This window comes from Streptacidiphilus alkalitolerans (assembly GCF_042511045.1).
GTDB lineage: Bacteria > Actinomycetota > Actinomycetes > Streptomycetales > Streptomycetaceae > Streptacidiphilus > Streptacidiphilus alkalitolerans.
This window is the reverse complement of the sequence record NZ_JBHEZX010000005.1, coordinates 113604-133893: the sequence shown is the minus strand read 5'-3', so window position 1 is coordinate 133893 and position 20290 is coordinate 113604. Positions and strand designations below refer to the sequence as shown.

Here is a 20290-nt window from a genome sequence, read left to right as displayed (position 1 = left end):
CCGTCCAGAAACTACTGGATCACCGCTGGGTTGGCATCGGCGTCGCCAGGAGCCCAGGTGTCCTCGTCCTCGACCAGGTAGGCGGCGCGGCCCTTCCTGCGCCCCCCACCGCCCCGGCTGCCGGCGCCGCCCATACCGCCGCCGCCCATGGGCGTCATACCGCTGTGGCCGGCCTCACTGGATCCGGCGGCGCCGCGCTCCGCGGTGGCCCCCAGACCCGAGCGGGCCGTGCTGGAACCCGCGGAGGACTCGGCCATCGCCTCGGCGCCGGCCCCGCCGCCGAGACGGCTCGATCCCGCGCGCAGCGAGGCTGTGCTGCCGGCTCCGCCGATGCCGCCACCGCGTCCGAGACCTGCCGCGCCCTCACCCTCCGCGCCGATGGCGTTGACCCGGCCCGCGCCATTGCGGCCACCGGCCGCTCCGGGCAGGCCGCCGTGGATCCCCGACTCGCCGCCGCCGCCCGGTCGAGGGCCGCTGCCCTCGCCGCTGCCGCCGCCGCCGACCTTGCCGGTGCCGCCGGGGCCGCCCTCGCCGCCGGTACCGCCCGGGCCACCGCCCGCGATGGGGGTGATCACTGTTCCGCCGCCGTTGCCGGTGCCGCCGCCGGTTCCGCCGCCGTTGCCGTTTCCGCCGCCTGGGATCGGGTTGTTGGGGTCCACCCCGGAGGTCGGCTGGGTGGTCCCCTGGATCGTGGTGGTTCCGCCGCCCGTATCGCCGCCCGTCCCCGGAGGCTTCACCGTGGTGACGGTCGTCCCGCCCGTGCTGCCGTCCCCGGTGGAGGACTTGACGCTGCCGCTGCCCTTCACGGTCTTCACGGTTCCGCTGCCGCCGCCGGTGCCGCCGCCGGAACCCCCGCCCACCGAGACATTGCTGGAGTGCGCCTGCACGCCGCTGCCCTGCGGCGGCATCAGCGTGGTCGGCGTCGCCGGGAAGTCGGGGACCGTGCTCACGCCCAGGGTCTGGTACGCCCCGACGTACGAGCCGCCCAGCTTCTCCATCTGGCCGATGGCCTCCTGGTGCGCCGAGTCGAGCTGGGTCTGCGCCTTGTAGGCGTCCTGCTGGGTGACCAGGTTGGGGTTCGGCAGCGTGCCGGTGGGCGTGACCAGGGAGGTGGTGGTGAAGAGCGGCTTGGCGACCTTCGGTGTCCCGTCCGCGCCGATCACCGACTGCGCGCCGAACTGGCTCAGGTACTTCTGCACCGTGGCGTGCGGGCCCTCCGGGATCTCCGGCAGCTTGGTGGAGCTGAGGGTCTCACCGGCCATCTTGATCGCCACGCTGGTGTTGCTGGTGTAGATCGCGAGGGTGTCCGTCGCCGAGACGACCTGGCGGGCCCAGGTCTTGAAGGTGTCGCCGGACTCGCTGTCCCACTTCAACCCGTTGACGTGCTGCGCGAGGTCGTCGGCCAGGGTCTGGATGTGCGTGCTTGCGTCCTCGAGCGACTGGCCGACCCCGAGCACGGTCGTCGGGTCGGCACCGGCCACCATCTTCAGCAGATCGGCGTGCGTGTGCTTCTCGAAGTCGGTCTTCGCGGCCCAGCCGTCGCCACTGTCGTCACTTAGCATCTCTCGGCCCCCTGCCTTCGGATGTCACGCCGTCAGAAGTCATTCCGCGTGGGAGGTGGTACCGACGGGGACCACCGGGTTGGGCGAGCCTGCGGCGGCCCTCTTGGCCGCGTCGAGCTGCTGCTGCACCGTCAGTCCGTCCTGCCCGGGCGGCAGCGCGGTCGCCTGGGTCCGGGTCTGGATCGCCCACAGCGCGTCCACCTGGTCGGCCTCGACGTGCTGGTAGCCGACCTGGGACACCTGGACGGTGATGCTCATCGCGTTGATCTGGTCGCTCAGCGTCTTCGACAGGCTCTGCAGCTGCTCGTGCACTGTCTGGTAGGTGGTGGACAGATCGGTGATCTCGCTGAACGCGCCATTGACCTCGGTGCCCAGGTGCTGTGCCTCCAGCGTCTGGTGCGCGATCTGGTTCGGCGCCGCGGGGCTGCCGTCCAGCGACTCGAGCAGCGTATCCACCCTGTCACGGAAGGTCTTGAGCGTTTCCAGCTCAACCGTAACGTTCGCGGTTTCTCCCACGGTCTCCCGCCCCCATGCACTCCATGTACCGGTCATCCCAAACAGTGCTGTACCAAAACTACCGCACCACTCCGACAGCTTTCCCTTCCGGTAAGTCACATCCGCGTCACACGTCTTCGCCCCGGGGTGCGGGCCCGCCGCGTGTTCGTACACTCATGTCCGAATGGGGTCGGTACGGGGGAGTGTCGCGTGACGAACAGGATCGTTCAGGCGCTTGAGGACGGCGCCAGGAAGCTCGGCACGACGCTGGGCGAGGACGCGGGCAAGGCGGTCAAGGACCTCTACCACTCCACCGGCAGTAACCTGGAGCAGGTCGCCAAGAACACCGCGGAGGCCGACGCCAAGCACGCGGGCGAGTTGAAGCAGCTGCTCCGGGACGGCAGGAACGACACCCCGCGGGAGCCCGGCGGTCTGCCCGGATCGGGACGCGGGCCGGGCGGCGAGGGCGGCGAACCGTCGGTGGCCGGCCGGGGCGGACCCGGTCAGCCCTCCGAGGGCAACGGCAGCTGCCGCACCGGGGGTGACCCGGTCGACGTGGTCTCCGGACAGATGATCACCTCGGCCACCGACCTCCGGCTGCCGGGCCTGCTGCCGCTGCTGCTGCGCCGGGCCTACGCCTCCGGGTACGCGGGCGGGCGCTGTTTCGGGCCGGGCTGGTCGTCGACCCTGGACCAGCGGGTCGAGCTGGGCACCACCGGCATCCACTACGCCGGTGCGGACGCCGAGGTCCTCAGCTACCCCCGGCCCAGCGCCGACCAGCCGGTCGTCCTGCCGGAGCACGGCGCCCGGCTGCCGCTGACCTGGGACGCCGACAGCGACACCATCCGGATCCTGGACCCGGGCACCGGCTGGACCCGCCACTTCGGCCCGGTCGAGCAGCCCGCCTCAACGCCGGCCAGTCGCACTCGGCCGATCACCGCGCTCACCGACCGCAACGGCCACCGGATCAGCTTCACCCAGGGCCCGGACGGCCTGCCCGCCCAACTGGTGCACAGCGGCGGCTACCGCGTCGCCGTCGACACCTCGCCCACGGCCGCGGGCCCGCGGGTGACCGCGCTGCGGCTGCTCGACGGCAGCGACGGCGGCCTGGGCAGCACCGTCCTCGAGTACGGCTACGACGACGCGGGCCGGTTGACCGAGCTGGTCGACTCCACCGGCATCCCGTTCGCCTTCGACTACGACGAGCGGGACCGGATCACCTCCTGGACCGACCGCAACGGCCACTGGTACACGTACGTCTACGGGCCGGACGGGCGGGTCGCCCGCGGCCACGGCTCCGACGGCGTGCTCGCCGCCGACTTCGGCTACGACCCCGCGCGCCGGACCACCACCGTGACCGACAGCCTCGGCCACACCACCACGTACCACTACGACGAGCACGGCCACGTCAGCGCCGCCACCGACCCGCTCGGCCACACCGTCCGCACCGAGCAGGACCGTTACGGCCGGCTGCTGTCGCACCAGGACGCGCTGGGACAGGTCACCCGGTTCACCCTGGACCAGGAGGGCAACCCGGTCCGGGTGGTCCGCCCCGACGGCCGGACCTGGACCGCCCGGTACAACGCCTGGTCGCTGCCGGTCGAGGTCCGCTCCCCTGACGGCGCGGTCTGGCGGCACAGCTACGACGAGCGCGGCAACCGCACCGAGACCAGCGGCCCGGCCGGAGGCTCCACCCGCTACGCGTACGACGAGGGCGGCCGTCCCACCGCGGTCACCGACGCCCTGGGCCGGACCACCCGGATCCGCTGCAACCAGGCCGGTCTGACCCTGGAGACGGAGAACCCGCTCGGCGCCCGGACCCGCTACCGGCGCGACGCCTTCGGCCGCCCGGTCGCGGTCACCGACGCGCTGGACGGCACCACCCGCTTCAGCTGGACCCCCGAGGGACTGCTCAGCGCCCGCACCGCGGCGGACGGCTCGGTCCAGAGCTGGACCTACGACGCCGAGGGCAACCCGACCGGCCAGGCCGACCAGATCGGCGCGGCCACCCACCGGGAGTACGGCCCGTTCAACCGGCTCACCGCCCTCGTCGACGCGGACGGCACCCGCCACAGCTTCGTCTACGACACCGAGCTGCGGCTCGCCTCGGTCACCAATCCCGACGGCCTGACCTGGCGTTACGACCGTGATCCGATCGGCCGGGTGCTCATCGAGCACGACTTCAACGGTCGCTCCGTCAGCTACGCCCGGGACGCGGTGGGCCGGCTGCTGTCCCGGACCAACGGCGCGGGCCAGGTCGTGGCCTACCGCTACGACGACGCCGGCAATCTGCTGACCAAGACCGCGGACGGCGCGACCACCAGCTACGAGCACGACGCGGCGGACCGGCTGGTGCGGCTATCCAGCCCCAGCGCCGAGGTCACCAGGGTCTACGACGGGTCCGGGCGGCTGATCCGGGAGACCGTCAACGGACGCACCGTCAGCCATGCCTACAACGCGCTGGGGCAGCGCACCGCCCGGACCACGCCGTCCGGCCACAGCAGCGCCTGGACCTACGACGAGGCGGGCCGGCCGCTGTCGCTGGCCGCCGCCGGGCACACCGTCGGCTTCGACCGCGACCTGATGGGCCGTGAGACCGCGCGCCACCTCCCCGGCGAACTGGCCCTGTACTCGGACTGGGACGAGCGGCACCGCCTCACCGGCCAGTCCCTGTTCCACACGAACCCGGACACGGATGTGAGCGCCGTTGTCGGCCCGGGCCGAGGGGCCGCCGCCGTGCACGGACGGACCTACACCTACCGTCCGGACGGACAGTTGCTGCAGGTCGCCGACCTCCACGACGGCACCCGCCGCTTCAATCTGGACCCGCTCGGCCGGGTCACCGCCGTGCACACCGAGGATCCCTCGCAGACCGAGCGCTACGCCTACGACGGTGCCGGAAACCTGCTCGACGCCGGCTGGCCCGGCGCCGGCGGGCAGGACGCGCAGGGCGCACGCTCGTACAGCGGGACCCTGGTCCGGTCCGCCGGACGGCTGCGCTTCGAGCACGACGCGCAGGGCCGGGTCACCGCCCGCCGCCGCACCACGCTGTCCGGCCGCACCGACGTCTGGACCTTCGGCTGGGACGCCGAGGACCGGCTGACCGACGTCACCACCCCGGCCGGGGACCACTGGCGCTACCTCTACGACCCCTTCGGCCGCCGCATCGCCAAGCAGCGCCTGGTCGCCGACGGCGACTCCTGGACCGTCACCGAGTGGACCGACTTCACCTGGGACGCCACCACCCTGGCCGAGCAGACCTCGTACGGACCGCGGCTGCCCGGCCCGTACACCCTCAGCTGGGACCACCAGGGCCTGCAGCCGATCGCCCAGACCGAGAGCCTCGCCCCGGCGGCGGCCCCCGCGTCGGCCTCGGCCCCCGCGTCGGGGGAGGGGGCCGCGCAGGCGGCGGTGGACCGGCGGTTCTTCGCCGTCGTCACCGATCTCGTCGGCGCCCCGATCCGGCTGCTCAACCCCGACGGCAGCGCCGCCTGGCAGTCCCGGGCCACGCTCTGGGGAGTGGGCAGCGGCGCCGGCACCGGCGACACCTCCACCCCGCTGCGCTTCCCCGGCCAGTACTACGACCCGGAGACCCGGCTCCACTACAACGTCCACCGCTACTACGACCCCGCCACGGCCGGCTACCTCAGCCCCGACCCGCTCGGGCTGCTCCCCTCGCCCAACCCGCACGCCTACGTCAGCAACCCGCTGCGCGGCGCCGACCCGCTGGGCCTGGCCCCGGCCGACCCGCCGCCGCTGGGTGAGCACTCCAACCCGTTCCCGAACCGCGGCGACGCCGAACGCGCGGCCTTCCACCTGGCCGGTGTGCCGTACGGGAGCCCGCACGACCTGAGCTGGGAGATCGGCGACGACGTGACCCGGCGCGGCCAGGACGGCTACATGTACGACACCGAGCCCACCCACTGGGGCAATATGCGACAGTACGAGACACCCCAGGGCTCCCGGGTGATCGTCGAGCACACCGGCGACCCCGCCGGGCCGCACTTCCACGCCGGGATGCCCAAGGGCCGGGGCGAGGACGCCCTCCGCAGCGGCGTCAACTTCGGCTGGGGCGGCCTGGACCCGGACAAGGACGGCTTCGAGCGCTACCAGAAGATCGACAAACCGGGCGGCGACCACCACCTGTTCTACGAGAAGGGCACGTCATGCGAGGGGTAACCGACCCGGGGACGGAGGAACTGCTGCGCCGCAGCGGGCTGGTGCTGCTGGGCACCGTCGCCGACCAGGGCCTGCCGTCGACCGACCGGGCCTGGCACGCCGTCGCCGGGGTGCACCGGCCGACCGCCGCGGTCCCGCTCGCCACCGAGGACCTCGCCGCCGCGGTCGACGCCGGCTGGCTCCGGGCGGCCAGGGAGTGGGGGGTGCTCGCCCCCGGCGTCCCCGACCGGGACGGGACCTTCCTGATCGCGCTCAGCCGCCACGAGCCGTGGACCGAGGTGCGCCTCGGCGACCGGGTCCGGCTCGCCGAGCACCTGGTCGGCGAGAACGCGCGGCCCGGGCAGGGCGAGTTCGTCACCCTCGCCCGCGACGGCAGCGTCACCTGCGGGGTGACCACCGAGGAGTACGACGTCTGGATCGTCGCCGACAGCAAGCACCTGCACGCGGCGCCGCCGACCCCCGCGGACCCGGCTGGGGCCGACCTGTCCAAGCTGAACTTCATGCAGGTCAACCGGCTGTTCGAGGCCGAGCGGCTGCGCCCGCCGTACCAGGACGGCTGGACCCTGCTGGCCTTCCACCGGACCGCCCGCTACCTCACCCGCCTGCATGAACTCGGCGACGAGGCAACGGAGTTGCCTTGGTTCCCGGCACCGTCGGCGCAGGCAGCGGAGCTGATCCCGCTCACAGCCGCCCAGGCACGTGAACTGGGCGCCGCGGCTGCCGTCCCGATCGACGACGACAGGCTCGCGTACTACCTGGAGTACCAGACCGCGGCCGTGAAGAGCCGGCAGGGCAAGACCCGCCGCCTCCCCGCCTGACGGCTGCAGCCTCCGCGCCTGCCCTGCCCTGACACCGGGCGGAAGTGACAGGTGAACGCCAACTCAACGTCATGGAGCGCGCGGCTGCTCAGGCCAAGGATGGTGCCTGTTCAGGAGGGGTCCCGCAGGGCGGATCCCACCTCAGTGCCTCGTCCAAGGAGCAGCATTGAACCTCCGCAGGAAGCTCGCAGGAATCGCAGCAGTGGGTGCCGTTCTGGCCGGAGGCGTGGCCGTCGCCGCGCCGGCCCAGGCCAACGACCCGTGGAACGGCAACGCGTCGTTCATCCAGTGCCCCTACAGCTCGGGCGGGGCGGGCCAGATCAGCTTCACCGAGGGGACCAGCTACAGCGGTGCCTGCGTCCGGTTCACCGGCACCTGGCATGCGATGAACGGCTACTACTCGGACCGGCCCGCCACGTTCTACATCAACGGCGACTCGGTCCAGGGGCACGTGCGGTCGGCCGACAACGAGGTCAACTGCCAGGCCGACCTCTACACCGGGTACTACGGCACCGGTTCGGTCCACCACCAGTACGCGTACACCTCGAGCCCCGACGTCGGCTCGGGCTACCTCGGTTCGCTCGGCTGGAACTGCTGATCGCGGACTGATCGCCAACGGTGCGGGTGCCGCGCCCGGTGACCCCGGGCGCGGCACCCGCACCCCCCGACACGAGCCACGAGACAGAGGCCGACCATGCGCCCCGCACACAGAGCAGCCGTTGCTCTCCTGATCCTGTCGACCGCCGGCTGTTCGGCCGCGGTCGCGAGCCAGCCGCTCGGCTCCATCGGCGCCCCGCCCGCCGCCACCTCGGCAGCAGCGGGCAGCGCGGCGTCGGGCTTCGACCTTCCGATCGACGCCTATCAGCTCTCCGAGCCGCAGCGCACCGCCCAGCTCAGGGCGACGAATCTGCTGCTCACGTCGTGCATGGCGCGATTCGGATACTCCCTCCCGGTGCCTGCCGCGGACCAGGCCGCCCAGGTGCCGGAAAATGCCTTCCGCTACGGGCCGGTGACGGCTGATCAGGCGTCCGACGGCTACCTGTGGATGGTCGACCACGGCTCGACGGACCTGGCGGAGGCGCAGCTGTCCCAGGCCGAGCAGGCCATGCCGGGCGCCGAGACCGCCGTCCTGACGGGCCGGGGCCCGGCGAGGGTCTCCGGGAAGCCTGTCCCGGCGGGCGGATGCGTCGGCGAGATGAAGCGCAGGATCACCGCCGGCGGCGGAACCTACGGTGACGCCGGCCTGGTCCAGGAGATCGACCAGGCCAGCTACACGGACTCGCTGACCTCTCCGCGAGTCGTCGCCGTGTTCAGGGCGTGGTCCTCCTGCATGGCCGCCCAGGGCTACCGGTACCCGACCCCCCTGGACCCGATGAAGGACAACTCCCTGTTCACCGCACCCACCGCGCCCGCAACTCACACGAGCACGCCGGGGGCCACACAACCGCGGGGTGGCTCCAGCGACGCCGCCCCGCGGACCGCCCCGTCAGCACGGCAGGTCGCCGTCGCCCGCGCGGACGTGGCCTGCAAGTCGCGGACGAACCTGGTCGCCGTCTGGTCCTCGGTCGAGTCTGCGCTCCAGCAGCAGGACATCCGCAAGCACGCCCAGGACTTCGCCACCCTCGGCCGTCAACTGCAGACCACGGTGCGGAACATCAACGCCGTCCTCCACTGACCGGAACGACCGCCCCCGCCCCCGCCCCCGCCCCCGCGATTCACCCGCCCAGCCGCTCCAACCGCGCGACCGCGTCGGCGAGCACGGCGTCCTGCTTGCAGAAGGTGAAGCGGACTTGGCTGCGGCCGGCGTCGGGGTCGTCGTAGAAGACGGAGTTGGGGATGGCGACGACGCCGCAGCGTTCGGGGAGGGCGCGGCAGAAGGCGTAGGCGTCCTTCTCGCCGAAGGGGGTGATGTCGGTGGTGATGAAGTAGGTGCCCTGGGGCTCGTAGACCTCGAAGCCGGCGGCGCGCAGTCCGGTGTCCAGCAGGTCGCGCTTGCGCAGCAGGTCGGCGCAGAAGTCCGCGTAGTAGTCGTCCGGCAGCCGCAGGGCTTCGGCGATGGCGTACTGGAACGGGCCGGCGCTGACATACGTCAGGTACTGCTTCGCGGTCCGCACGGCGGCGACGAGTTCACGGGAGGCGGTCACCCAGCCGACCTTCCACCCGGTGAAGGAGAAGGTCTTGCCGGCGGAGGAGATGCTGACGGTGCGTTCGCGCATGCCGGGCAGGGCGGCGATGGGGTGGTGCGTGCCGTCGAACACCAGGTGCTCGTAGACCTCGTCGGTGACGACCAGGAGGTCGCGCTCGCAGGCGAGTTCGGCGATGGCGGTCAGTTCGTCCGGGGTGAGCACCATGCCGGTGGGGTTGTGCGGGGAGTTGAGCAGCAGCAGCCGGGTGCGCGGGGTGACCTTGGCGCGGAGCAGGTCCAGGTCGGGCCGGAAGTCCGGCGCGCGCAGGGTCAGCGGGACGCGGGTGGCCCCGGCCATGGCGATGCAGGCCGCGTAGGAGTCGTAGAACGGCTCGAACGCGATGACCTCGTCGCCCGGCTCCAGCAGCGCCAGCATGGCGGCGGCAATGGCCTCCGTCGCCCCTGCGGTGACCAGCACCTCGCCGTCCGGGTCGTAGCCGAGGCCGTAGAAGCGCTGCTGGTGTTCGGCGATCGCGGTGCGCAGCTCGGGGATGCCGGGACCGGGCGGGTACTGGTTTCCCCGTCCTTCGCGGATCGCCCGGACCGCGGCCTCGGCGATCTCGGCGGGCCCGTCGGTGTCCGGGAAGCCCTGGCCCAGGTTGATCGCGCCGGTCGCGGTGGCCAGGGCGGACATTTCCGCGAAGATCGTGCTGCCCATTCCGTTCAGCCGGCGGTTCAGCAGCGGCCTCGTGCTCATCCAAGCTCCTCAACGACCTGTGCGGTGGTGCGGTGCGGCTCATCCTGGTGCCGGGCCCCGCACCAGGACAAGCGCGCCGCGGACGACATGGCCGTGTCACTCGCCCGAGTGAACTAGAGGCCATCGGTTGACGGGCAGCTGTGCCGTCCGAGTGACCCTCGTTGGAGTGATGAACTGTGCTCGATTGTGCCGCAGTTGATTGCCGCAGGCATGTGACTTCCCTTCCCCGCCCCGCTCTTGGGACCGGTTTGCCCACGTCAACGCCCAGACTCGGTCACCGGCGCAGTCACAACCAGAACGAATCCATCGGTCATTGATGTCAGCCGACTGAAGTTGGGTAAATGTTCTACCAACGCGGCGCATTCGTGCTTCCCTGCTTCGTAGTCCCCCTGAATGACCTGCCGTTGAAGGGCGACTATGCCCAGGGCGGCTGTTCCGATCCCGGTGCCCTTGAGTGACCCGAGTACGCGGAGCCAAGAATGCTCACCACCCTTCACACCTCTTATACCGACACCCGTGCCGGTGACCTGGCCTGGTGCCTGGGCAGCGCGGAGCTGCCCGCGCTCGCGGTGCTGGATCTGCGGATCGGCCCCGTCGACCTGCAACTCCGCCTGCTCGGGGCCTCCCATCAGGTGGTTCTGGGGGCTGCCTCGGGCCGCTGCTCGGAGACGGTGGCCTGCCTTCCCGGCCGCCGGACGCCGCTCCCGGCCCGGGTCGCCGAGCGGGTCCAGGGCTGGGAGTACGAATTCGCCGCACGTGTGGAAAGCCTTCCGGAGCAGAGCTTCGCCGGCCGCGCCCAGGAGTTGCTTGCGCTCGTCGAGAACCATCCGCACGGTCTCGCCGGAGTGTTCCCGGGGGATCCCACGGCCTTCACCGCATTGCTCGCCGGGGGCGACGAACGGGAGATCTACTGGCGTACCTGGCACGCCTATCCGCAGGAAGGACGGCTGGTGTGCACCAGGTCATCGCTGAAGGTGCGGGACTGAGCGTCCGTCCGGCCGAACCCGCGCCGGAACGATTCTCGGTAAATACGCCCACTCGATCGAGTCGTCAATGCCGTGAACATGCCTATCACTCTTCCGGGGGAAGTGGGCGCACCCCGGTGTCGCCTAGCGTTTGTTCGTGATCAACCATTCCGCAGGATCCTCGCAGCCCTCGCCCGTCGGCTCCCGCGCCGCCCGGCTGCTGGTGCTGCTCGCGGCGTTCGTCTGCGCCGCCTGCGGTCTTGTGTACGAGCTGGAGCTGGTGGCCCTCGGCAGCTATCTGCTCGGCGACTCGGTGACCCAGGCGTCCGTGGTGCTCTCGGTCATGGTCTTCGCGATGGGGGTGGGATCGCTGCTGGCCAAACGCTTCACCCGGCGCCCGGCGACCTCGTTCGCGCTGGTGGAGTGCGCCCTCGCGCTGGTCGGCGGGCTCTCCGTGCTGGCCCTGTACGGCTGCTTCGTCTGGTTCGGCCACTACCGGGCGGCCCTGGTCGCGGTGGCGCTGGTGATCGGGATGCTGATCGGCGCTGAGATCCCGCTGCTGATGACGCTGATCCAGCGGATCCGCCGGCAGGAGGCGGGACGCGCCGTCGCCGACCTCTTCGCGGCCGACTACGTGGGCGCGCTGGTGGGCGGTCTCGCCTTCCCGTTCCTGCTGCTCCCGCTGCTGGGACAGGCCACCGGGGCGCTGGTCACCGGCGCGGTCAACGCCGTCGCCGGGGCGGTCGTGGTGCTCTGGCTCTTCCCCAGGGAGCCCACCCGCCGGCTGCGGGCCCTGCTCTGGGGGGTGTGCGGGACGGTGCTGGTGGTGCTCGCCGTCGCCGCGGCGCTCACCGGGGCGTTCGAACGCGCGGCCCGGCACGCCCTGTACGGGGCGCCGATCCGCTTTGTGGCGCAGAGCCGGTTCCAGGAGATCGTGCTGACCGGACCGGCCGGAGGACCGCCCCCGCCGACCCCGCCCGCCCCCCGCGCCGCCGCCGGCCTGGGCGCGGGAGCCGCGGCCGGGGCCGCCCACCTCGGCTCCGGCCTCGGCGCGGCCCGGGTTCCGCCGCCCCGGACCGCGGCCGACGGCTATCCGCTGCCCTACCCGCTGCCCGCGCCGACGCTGCGGATGTACCTCGGCGGCAGGCTCGCCGTCTGCGGCGCGGACGAGTCCCGCTACCACGCCGCCCTGGTGCAGCCCGCCCTGGTGGGCCCGCACGCCCGGGTGCTGATCCTCGGCGGCGGCGACGGCCTGGCCGCCGCCGAGGCGCTGCGCCACCCCGACGTGCAGGACGTGACCATCGTCGAGATCGATCCCGAGGTGCTGCGGCTGGCCAGGACCGACCCGGCGCTGACCCGGCTGAACCAGCGGGCGCTGGCCGACCGCCGGGTGCGGACGGTCACCGCCGACGCCTTCGCCTGGCTGCGCACCGCACCGCGCCAGCAGCAGCCCTACGACGTGATCGTCGCCGATCTGCCCGATCCGGACCTGGACGCGGGCCGCAAGCTCTACACCCAGGAGTTCTACGGACTGGTCCGGCGGATGCTCGCCCCCGGCGGCCGGCTCGCGGTGCACGCGGGCTCCGTCGCCGACAGCACCTTCTGGGACGCGGACGAGACCGTTCGCTCCACCGGCCTACGCACCGTCGACTACTCGGTCCCGGCCGACCCGGTCTGCGACGGCCCGTCCGACTGGGGCTTCATCCTCGCCTCCGCCGCGACGCCGGTGCTGCGCCCGTCCAGCGACGGCGCACCCACGCCCGGCAGCCTGGACGCCGCCGCGCTGCGGCTGGCCGCCACCCTGGCCGACACCCGCCGCCCGGTCCGCAACGAGGCGCCCTCCACCCTGCTGCACCCCCGCTGACGCGGTGCCCAGACCGGGGCCGGATCCCCCCGGGGGCTGTTCGGCGCCGCCCGGGGCCGGTCGGGGCCGCTCCGATATTCGGCGCAACCCACCGGGCGGTCTGTACGCTTCCGAGACATGGAGCATGAGGTTCTGGTCCCGCTGCCGCCGCACACCGTCCGCCGGTCGCTGCGCCGTCCCGACGTGCTGGCCCGCTGCCTGCCGGGGTTCACCGCGCAGGAGCCGGGCGGCCAGGCCGGGCACGACCTTCCGCTGCTGGTCGGCCGACTGAAACTCCGGGTCGGCAGCAGCTCCATCACCTACCGCAGTGAGCTGCGGGTGCTGGACGAGGGCGGCGCCGCGAGCGCGGGCCCCGCGGGCCTCGGGGACCCCGGGGACCCGGTGTTCGGCGTCAGCGCGGTGCAGTCCGTGGGCAACGGCGAGGTGTCCGGAACCCTGCGGGTCACCACCGTCCCCGAGGGCGCGCACGGTACCCGCGTGGTGTTCCGCACCGACCTCGGCGGCAAGGGGCGGATAGAGGAGATCCAGCCGCAGGCGCTGCTGCTCGCCGCCCGGCGGCTGCTGGATCGTTTCTGTGCCGCGCTGGCCGTCGATCCCGAGGTCACGGCCGACCCCGAGGTCACGGCCGACGCCCCGGACGAGGCCGGCGACCGGACCGACCTGGCGGATCTCGCCGACCTCACCGATCTCTCCGACCTGGCGGATCTCGCCGATCTGGCGGACCTCAGCGAGCTCGGGGACGCCGAGGACGCCGGCCTCTTCATGCTGGAGGAGCCCGCCTCCTCCTTCAACGCCGCCGCCGCCCTCAACGAGCCCTGGCCGGACGCTCCCGCCAACCGCCGCAGCATCGTCGGCCGTTCCGCCGAGGAGGTCGACCACGCCCCGCCCAGCGGCAGGTACGGCCCCACCCTCCCGCCGCGGAGCGCCCGTTCCCGGGCGGCGGCGCGCTGGGGCTCGCCGGAGCGCCGGATGGGCGAGCCGCCGACCGCCGAGGCCGAGCACAGCGTGCTGCCCTGGGTGGTCGGCGGAGGCGCGGTGCTGCTCGGCGGCGCCGTCCTCCTGGCCCGCAGCCTGCGCAGACGCGGCTGACGCCGCACCCCGACCCACCCCGACCCACCGTTCCGCCCCGTACCGACCGATCGCGCTCCTGGAGGCCCCCGTGCCACGCCCCGCCCCGATGTCGCCCACCCCGGCCGCCGAGGGGGCTCCGGTCGCGGAGGGTGGCGCACCGGTCCGCCTCGGGGCCGGTGACGTCGAGCTGACCGTCCTCCCCGGCGACGGCTGCCGGGTCGGCAGCCTCCGGATCGGCGGCACCGAGCTGCTCCGTACCGCGGAGCAGCCGTCCGCGCAGGGCCAGGGCGTCTTCGCCTACGGGTCGTTCCCGATGGTGCCCTGGGCCGGCCGGGTGGAGCTCGGCCGCTGGAGCAACGGCCAGGTCCGGCACCAGCTGCCCGTCGACATGCCGCCGCACGCCATCCACGGCACCGGCGTCCGCACCGCCTGGCGCCCGGCCGGGCCGGTGACCAGCGAGGACGGGAGGGTGTCCGCCGCCTTCTACTACGACCTGGCCGAGCCCTGGCCGTACCGGGGCCGGGTCACCCAGCTGTTCGAGCTGACCGCGGAGTCGCTGCGGACCACCCTTTCGGTGGAGACCGCCGCCGACTCCTTCCCGGCCCAGGTCGGCTGGCACCCCTGGTTCCGCAAGCGGCTCAGCGACGGCGGGGCGCAGGCCCGGCTGGACTTCGACCCGGCCTGGCAGGAGGAGCGCGGCGCGGACCACCTCCCCACCGGCCGCCGGATCGCCCCCGTGCCCGGCCCGCGCGACGACTGCTTCGGCCTGCCGGACGGCGTCGCCGCCACGCTGGTCTGGGAGGGCGAGCTGAGCCTGGAGATCACCGCCGACTGCGACTGGATGGTGGTCTTCGACGAGCAGGCCGACGCCATCTGCGTCGAGCCGCAGACCGGACCGCCGAACGGGCTCAACACCGCCCCCCGCCTGGTCACCATGATCGACCCGCTGGAGGCCCGCACCACCTGGACCTGGCACCGGGCGCTCTGAGCGGGACTGCGGCTCCCTCTAAGCTGGGGCCTCATGAGCAACCACCGCGACGCGCTTCTCGACCAGATCAAGACCAAGGCCGTGGTCCACGGCAAGGTGACCCTGTCCTCGGGCCTGGAGTCCGACTACTACATCGACCTCCGCCGGATCACCCTGGACGGGCAGGCCGCGCCGCTCGTCGGCCAGGTGATGCTGGACCTGACCGCCGATCTGGAGTTCGACGCGGTGGGCGGGCTCACCCTCGGCGCGGACCCGGTGGCGACCTCGATGCTGCACGCCTCCGCCGCGCGCGGTCAGCGGCTGGACGCCTTCGTGGTCCGCAAGGCGCAGAAGGCGCACGGGATGCAGCGCCGGATCGAGGGCACCGAGGTCAAGGGCCGCCGGGTGCTGGTGGTCGAGGACACCTCCACCACCGGCGGCTCGCCGCTGACCGCGGTCGAGGCGGTACGGGAGGCCGGCGGCGAGGTGGTCGCGGTCGCGGTGATCGTGGAGCGCGGCGCGGCCCCGGCCGTCGAGGCCCAGGGCCTGCCCTACCTGGCCGCCTACCAGCTGACCGACCTCGGGCTCTGACCAGCCCGGAAGGCCCCTGAGCAAGGTCCCTGAGCCGGCACGGGCGTCAGCGCTTGCGGTGACGCCCGCCGCCGGTGCCGCCGGCCGCCACGGCCGCGTCCTCCCGCAGCGGCGCGGACCCGCCGTCCGGCCCGGAGCCCTCGGGCAGGCCGCCGCCGGCCGCCCTGCGGCGCCGCTCCCGCAGCATCTCGACCACGATCGGCGCCACCGACAGCAGCACGATCACCGCCATCGCCGGGATCAGATAGGTGTCGATCACCGGTGCCAGCGACGCGCCGAACTCGTAGCCGATCAGCAGCATCACCTCGGTCCAGAGCACCCCGCCGACGACGTTCCACAGGAAGAACGACCGCGCGGGCATCTCCAGCGTCCCGGCGACCGGGTTGAGGAAGGTCCGCACCACCGGGATGAAACGGGCCATCAGCACGGCCTTCGCCGGGCCGAACTTCACGAAGTACTGCTCGGCCTTGTCCACGTGCTCCCTGCGGAACAGCCGTGAGTTCGGCCGGTTGAACAGCTTCGGGCCGGCCTTGGCGCCGATCAGATGGCCGAGCTGCGCCCCCGCGATGGCGCAGAGCGGGGCGCCGACCAGCAGCACCCCGATCGGCATCTGAGTGCCGATCACCTTGAGCCCGGCGCTGGACGCGGCCACCCCGCCGAGGATCAGCAGCGAATCGCCGGGGAAGAAGAACCCGATCAGCAGACCGGTCTCGGCGAAGATGATCGCCAGCAGACCGATCGTGCCGACCTGGGAGATCAGGGCTTTGGCGTCGAGCATGTTCGAGACGTTCAACGCGAGAGTCGTGGTCACCAGGGCAGAGTAACGCCCGTGTCTATCCGCCGACCCTGAAGGGCAGGCTGCTCGACGCCAGCGAGGTGTCCCCGCTCTGCACCGCGAGCCCGGCCTCGGCCCGGGTCACCGCACGCGGCGCGGTGCCGGCCACGGCCAGCCGCAGCCGCACGGTCGCGGACGCCCCCGGGGCGAGCCGGACCCCGGCGGTCGGACGCGGGACCACGCTCATGCCCGGGTCGCAGCCGCTGGCGACCAGCGGCAGCGCGGTCCAGCCGTGCCCGGCCTGGTACTGCTCCAGCACCAGGTCGCGCGGGGTGAGCACCTGGCTGCCGCCCATGCCGTAGGCGTAGAAGAGGGTGCTGATCGCCGGGTAGGTGCGGTCGGTGGTGTTCTTCACGGTCAGGGTGAAGCTCTGCGCCGCGCCGCCCCGGACCAGCGTGGTGTGCGCGGGCCAGCCGGTGAGGCTGCTCCGCGGACGGGTGACCGCTGCGCCGACCGCCGGGTCGCGGTAGGTGTGGCCGTGGCCGTCGGCGTAGGAGGCGGCGACGGAGAGGCTGCCGGGCCGGTCCAGGTCCTGCATCCGCAGCGCGACGGTCTGCGGGTGGCCGGGGGAGGCCGCGGTGGCGAAGGAGAAGCTGAAGGTCCCGCGGGTGGGGAAGGAGTCGTCGCTGCTGCTGGCCGTCAGGTCGACCCAGCGGTGCTGGGCCGCGATCCAGCGCTGGATCTCCATGGAGTCGGTGCTGAACCCCTTGCTGGTCAGCGCGAGCCGGACGGTGCCGTGGGTCGCGGGCGCGCGGAGGGTGACCGAGGCCATGGACCACAGCCCGATCGGCAGTTGTTTCGGCTGGTGGTACGCGACGGACTGCGTCGAGGCCCCGAAGGCCCTGAGGTCGGCCGGGGCCGGGCCCGGCTCGGCGGCCTTGGTGGCGGCCACCAGCTCGGAGGCGTACGCCCCGCAGGCGTCCTGCCCGGCCTGCACGGAACCGACCGTCGCCGACCGCGGTGCCGCGCTCCCGGCCCCGGCGCAGGCCAGCACCATCGCCGCGGCTGCCGCCACCACCGCGCCGAACATTCCGCTACGTACCGCCATCACATGCCACCGACATTCATCTCATCACCACGGCAAAGCATGACAAAGGGTGACGCTTCCCATCCGTCGAGGAGGCTTTCACCCTGATGATCCTTTTTAATCCATTCAGAGCCGCTACGAGTGCAGAAGGGCATGCGTGTCCCCCGCGGGGGTGAACCCGGGGGCGTGGGATGGGAGAATGACGCAGGTGCCCGACTCCTGGTCGGGGTCGCAGTTTCCGAAGATGCATCACCGACAGGAGCGGATTACCCGTGGCTATCGCAACTCCCGAGGTCTACGCCGAGATGCTGGACCGGGCGAAGGCAGGCAAGTTCGCCTACCCGGCCATCAATGTCACCTCGACCCAGACCCTGCACGCCGCCCTCCGCGGCTTCGCCGAGGCCGAGAGCGACGGCATCATCCAGATCTCCACCGGCGGTGCGGAGTTCCTGGGCGGCCAGTACAGCAAGGACATGGTGACCGGCGCGGTCGCCCTGGCCGAGTTCGCGCACATCGTCGCGGCCAAGTACGACACCACCGTCGCGCTGCACACCGACCACTGCCCCAAGGACAAGCTGGACGGCTACGTCCGCCCGCTGCTGGCGATCTCCGCCGAGCGCGTGGCCCGCGGCGAGAACCCGCTGTTCCAGTCGCACATGTGGGACGGCTCGGCCGAGAACCTCAACGACAACCTGGCGATCGCGCAGGAGCTGCTGGCCCAGGCCGCCGCCGCGAAGATCATCCTTGAGGTCGAGATCACCCCGACCGGCGGTGAGGAGGACGGCGTCTCGCACGAGATCAACGACAACCTCTACACCACGGTCAACGACGTGGTCCGCACCGCCGAGGCGCTGGGCCTGGGCGAGAAGGGCCGCTACCTGCTGGCCGCGTCCTTCGGCAACGTCCACGGCGTCTACAAGCCGGGCAACGTCGTGCTGAAGCCGGAGCTGCTGCGTGAGCTGCAGGACGCGATCGGCAAGCAGTACGGCAAGACCGACCCGTTCGACTTCGTCTTCCACGGCGGCTCGGGCTCCTCGGCCGAGGAGATCGCCACCGCGCTGGAGAACGGCGTCGTGAAGATGAACCTCGACACCGACACCCAGTACGCCTTCACCCGCCCGATCGTGGACCACGTCTTCCGCAACTACGACGGTGTGCTGAAGGTCGACGGCGAGGTCGGCACCAAGAGCACCTACGACCCGCGCACCTGGGGCAAGCTGGCCGAGGCCGGGATGGCCGCCCGGGTCACCGAGGCCGCGCAGAGCCTGCGCTCGGCCGGTACCCGCCTGAAGTAGGCACCCGCACTACGAAGGACGCACGAAAAAGGGCCCGATGCGCGTCGCACACGCATTCGGGCCCTTTTGTCGTGTATGTGTGGTTACGTGTTGTTACTACTGCTTCAACTCCGCGTAACCCTCGGGGCTGCTGTCCTTGAGGAACTCCCAGCAGCGGACCGACTCCTCGGTCTCGTCGATCGCCCCGGCGGCGCGGGCCAGCGCGGCCAGGCAGCGCAGGAAGCCGCGGTTGGCGCGGTGCTCCCACGGCACCGGGCCGTGGCCCTTCCAGCCGCTCCGGCGCAGCGAGTCGAGACCGCGGTGGTAGCCGGTGCGGGCGTAGGCGTACGACTCGACGACGTGTCCGGCGGCGAAGGCGTCGTCGGCGAGCATGGCCCAGGCCAGCGAGAACGTCGGGAACTGCGCCGCGACCTGGACCGGGGAGGCGGACTCCTCCGCGAGCATGCGGTAGGGCTGCTCGTCCTCCGGAAGCAGGGTCGGCTCGGGGCCGCCGAGAAGGTTCTTGTGGATGCTCATGCCTTGCAGTCTGCCACCTGGAACCGTCCGGCCCCGACCCAGCGTGTACCGATCACATGCCTGTGAGATACCTGTTCGGAGTGGGGGACCCGGATGTACCGACCATTGGCACTGCTCATCGCCTTCTGCCTGTATGTGGCCGGGGTCTGGGCCGTCGCCACCACGGAGTGGGCGCCGGCGGCGGCCGGGACCGTCGCGCACGGGTCGGACGCCGCGCCGGTCAGCACCACCTCCGCGCCCGCCCCGAAGCCCACGCCCACGCCGGGTGCCTCGCCGAGCGGCACCCCGGCCGCCTGGACCCTGAGCACCCTGCGCAACTACCTGGTCGGCGTGACCGATACCAAGGACCCGGGCGTCGCCCTCGCCGACCTCGAGCGGATCACCCGCAGCTCCCCCTACGTGGACGGCTTCTGCCACCCGGTGGCGCACGAGATCGGGCATGCCGCCCTGGCCAAGTACCAGGGGAACTTCGCCAAGGCGGTCTCCTACCGCAATGACGTCTGCGGGTCCGGCTTCCTGCACGGGGTGGTGGAGGAGAAGCTCTCCGAGAGCCCCAACCCGACCACGGCCGTCACCACCCTCTGCGCGCCGGAGCAGACCGCGTCCTGCATCCACGGCATCGGGCACGGAGCGATGTTCGTCAGCAACCTGGACGTCGGCGGCGCCGAGCAGCTGTGCGACCGCTTTCCGCAGGTCTACCAGGAGGTGGCCTGCTCCGAAGGCGTGTTCATGCAGCTGTTCGAGCCGGACGAGACCGACCCCAAAGCCCTGGCGAAGCTCCCGGCGGACAAGCTCGCGGCCGAGCCGCTCTACCCCTGCCCCGAGCAGCCGACCGGCTACCAGAGCGCCTGCTACTTCTACGCGCCCTCCTACTTCCTGCAGACGCACGACTACACCGCCCACCCCGGCGCCTTCGTCCAGGCCCTGGCCTGGTGCCTCAAGGCCCCGAGCAGGGCCGGCCGCGCGGACTGCACCCGGGGCACCGGATCGCGGCTGATGAAGTACAACATCGACCGCCCGGCCTGGACCGCGGCGCAGTGCGAGAAGGGCTCGTCCGGGCAGCTGTCCGACTGCGTCAGCGGGATGGTCAGCTACTGGAACGTCAACTACCACGACGGGTCGGCCGGTTCGAAGCTCTGCCCGCAGTTGAGCGGCGACGCCCGGCAGATCTGCTCCCTCGCCACCGGCGGCAGCAGTTCTGCGGACTGATGCACCGTCACCCA

Annotated in this window: 17 protein-coding genes; 11 read left to right on the top strand and 6 right to left on the bottom strand. The window is 72.3% G+C overall.

Annotated elements, in window-relative coordinates; genetic code table 11:
* Positions 1–11 precede the first annotated feature (11 nt).
* Positions 12–1562, bottom strand: coding sequence for a WXG100 family type VII secretion target (locus ACEZDG_RS12825; RefSeq protein ID WP_380507286.1), 1551 nt, complete (start codon positions 1560–1562; stop codon positions 12–14).
* Between the two features lie 39 nt (positions 1563–1601).
* Positions 1602–2018 (bottom strand): hypothetical protein, encoded by a 417-nt coding sequence (locus ACEZDG_RS12820; RefSeq protein WP_380507283.1) that lies wholly within the window; start codon positions 2016–2018, stop codon positions 1602–1604.
* Between the two features lie 249 nt (positions 2019–2267).
* Here ACEZDG_RS12820 and ACEZDG_RS12815 point away from each other — a divergent pair, with 249 nt between their 5' ends.
* The 4 genes from ACEZDG_RS12815 (at position 2268) to ACEZDG_RS12800 (ending at position 8729) form a co-directional block, all read left to right on the top strand.
* On the top strand, positions 2268–6236 hold the full coding sequence (locus tag ACEZDG_RS12815) for a DUF6531 domain-containing protein (protein WP_380507280.1): 3969 nt from the start codon (positions 2268–2270) through the stop codon (positions 6234–6236).
* On the top strand, positions 6224–7054 hold the full coding sequence (locus ACEZDG_RS12810) for a hypothetical protein (RefSeq protein WP_380507278.1): 831 nt from the start codon (positions 6224–6226) through the stop codon (positions 7052–7054). Before ACEZDG_RS12815 ends, ACEZDG_RS12810 begins: the two co-directional genes overlap by 13 nt.
* Positions 7055–7256: 202 nt before the next feature.
* Positions 7257–7652, top strand: a complete 396-nt coding sequence (locus tag ACEZDG_RS12805) for a hypothetical protein (protein WP_380507275.1) — start codon at positions 7257–7259, stop codon at positions 7650–7652.
* A gap of 96 nt (positions 7653–7748) precedes the next feature.
* A complete protein-coding gene (locus tag ACEZDG_RS12800) occupies positions 7749–8729 on the top strand; it encodes a hypothetical protein (RefSeq protein WP_380507272.1) in 981 nt (326 codons plus the stop codon).
* A gap of 40 nt (positions 8730–8769) precedes the next feature.
* Here the strand turns inward: ACEZDG_RS12800 and ACEZDG_RS12795 are convergent, their stop codons facing one another.
* Entirely contained in the window at positions 8770–9936 is a 1167-nt protein-coding gene (locus ACEZDG_RS12795; RefSeq protein ID WP_380507269.1) for a pyridoxal phosphate-dependent aminotransferase, read from the bottom strand.
* Between the two features lie 479 nt (positions 9937–10415).
* Between ACEZDG_RS12795 and ACEZDG_RS12790 the strand changes: the two genes are divergently transcribed.
* The 5 genes from ACEZDG_RS12790 (at position 10416) to pyrE (ending at position 15394) form a co-directional block, all read left to right on the top strand.
* Positions 10416–10922, top strand: a complete 507-nt coding sequence (locus ACEZDG_RS12790) for a DUF2617 family protein (RefSeq protein WP_380507266.1) — start codon at positions 10416–10418, stop codon at positions 10920–10922.
* 136 nt (positions 10923–11058) lie between these two features.
* Positions 11059–12765, top strand: a complete 1707-nt coding sequence (locus tag ACEZDG_RS12785) for a spermine/spermidine synthase domain-containing protein (protein WP_380507263.1) — start codon at positions 11059–11061, stop codon at positions 12763–12765.
* 117 nt (positions 12766–12882) lie between these two features.
* Complete coding sequence (locus ACEZDG_RS12780; RefSeq protein ID WP_380507261.1) at positions 12883–13854, top strand: hypothetical protein; 972 nt, start codon at positions 12883–12885, stop codon at positions 13852–13854.
* An 88-nt stretch (positions 13855–13942) separates the two neighbouring features.
* Positions 13943–14824, top strand: a complete 882-nt coding sequence (locus tag ACEZDG_RS12775) for an aldose epimerase family protein (RefSeq protein WP_380508517.1) — start codon at positions 13943–13945, stop codon at positions 14822–14824.
* Positions 14825–14857: 33 nt separating this feature from the next.
* Complete coding sequence (gene pyrE / locus ACEZDG_RS12770) at positions 14858–15394, top strand: orotate phosphoribosyltransferase (protein ID WP_380507258.1); 537 nt, start codon at positions 14858–14860, stop codon at positions 15392–15394.
* Positions 15395–15440: 46 nt separating this feature from the next.
* Here pyrE and ACEZDG_RS12765 read toward each other — a convergent pair whose 3' ends face one another.
* Both ACEZDG_RS12765 and ACEZDG_RS12760 read right to left on the bottom strand, forming a co-directional pair.
* The gene (locus ACEZDG_RS12765; RefSeq protein ID WP_380507256.1) at positions 15441–16205 is read right to left on the bottom strand and encodes a DedA family protein; all 765 of its coding nucleotides are present in this window, start codon (positions 16203–16205) and stop codon (positions 15441–15443) included.
* Between the two features lie 22 nt (positions 16206–16227).
* Entirely contained in the window at positions 16228–17277 is a 1050-nt protein-coding gene (locus tag ACEZDG_RS12760) for a hypothetical protein (RefSeq protein ID WP_380507254.1), read from the bottom strand.
* A 251-nt stretch (positions 17278–17528) separates the two neighbouring features.
* Between ACEZDG_RS12760 and fbaA the strand changes: the two genes are divergently transcribed.
* Positions 17529–18551: a class II fructose-bisphosphate aldolase gene (fbaA, locus tag ACEZDG_RS12755; RefSeq protein ID WP_380507251.1), complete on the top strand. Its 1023-nt coding sequence runs from the start codon at positions 17529–17531 to the stop codon at positions 18549–18551.
* 96 nt (positions 18552–18647) lie between these two features.
* Here fbaA and ACEZDG_RS12750 read toward each other — a convergent pair whose 3' ends face one another.
* Entirely contained in the window at positions 18648–19067 is a 420-nt protein-coding gene (locus ACEZDG_RS12750; RefSeq protein WP_380507248.1) for a DUF3151 domain-containing protein, read from the bottom strand.
* Between the two features lie 93 nt (positions 19068–19160).
* Here ACEZDG_RS12750 and ACEZDG_RS12745 point away from each other — a divergent pair, with 93 nt between their 5' ends.
* A complete protein-coding gene (locus ACEZDG_RS12745) occupies positions 19161–20276 on the top strand; it encodes a hypothetical protein (protein WP_380507245.1) in 1116 nt (371 codons plus the stop codon).
* Positions 20277–20290 lie beyond the last annotated feature (14 nt).

Excerpts from the sequence above, each read along its gene's own strand:
- ACEZDG_RS12750 (WP_380507248.1), bottom strand. The coding sequence starts at position 19,067 with ATGAGCATCCACAAGAACCTTCTCGGCGGCCCCGAGCCGACCCTGCTT.
- ACEZDG_RS12795 (WP_380507269.1), bottom strand. The coding sequence starts at position 9,936 with ATGAGCACGAGGCCGCTGCTGAACCGCCGGCTGAACGGAATGGGCAGC.
- ACEZDG_RS12745 (WP_380507245.1), top strand. The coding sequence starts at position 19,161 with ATGTACCGACCATTGGCACTGCTCATCGCCTTCTGCCTGTATGTGGCC.
- ACEZDG_RS12790 (WP_380507266.1), top strand. The coding sequence starts at position 10,416 with ATGCTCACCACCCTTCACACCTCTTATACCGACACCCGTGCCGGTGAC.
- ACEZDG_RS12780 (WP_380507261.1), top strand. The coding sequence starts at position 12,883 with ATGGAGCATGAGGTTCTGGTCCCGCTGCCGCCGCACACCGTCCGCCGG.
- ACEZDG_RS12800 (WP_380507272.1), top strand. The coding sequence starts at position 7,749 with ATGCGCCCCGCACACAGAGCAGCCGTTGCTCTCCTGATCCTGTCGACC.
- ACEZDG_RS12760 (WP_380507254.1), bottom strand. The coding sequence starts at position 17,277 with ATGGCGGTACGTAGCGGAATGTTCGGCGCGGTGGTGGCGGCAGCCGCG.
- ACEZDG_RS12825 (WP_380507286.1), bottom strand. The coding sequence starts at position 1,562 with ATGCTAAGTGACGACAGTGGCGACGGCTGGGCCGCGAAGACCGACTTC.
- ACEZDG_RS12775 (WP_380508517.1), top strand. The coding sequence starts at position 13,943 with ATGTCGCCCACCCCGGCCGCCGAGGGGGCTCCGGTCGCGGAGGGTGGC.
- ACEZDG_RS12810 (WP_380507278.1), top strand. The coding sequence starts at position 6,224 with ATGCGAGGGGTAACCGACCCGGGGACGGAGGAACTGCTGCGCCGCAGC.
- pyrE (WP_380507258.1), top strand. The coding sequence starts at position 14,858 with ATGAGCAACCACCGCGACGCGCTTCTCGACCAGATCAAGACCAAGGCC.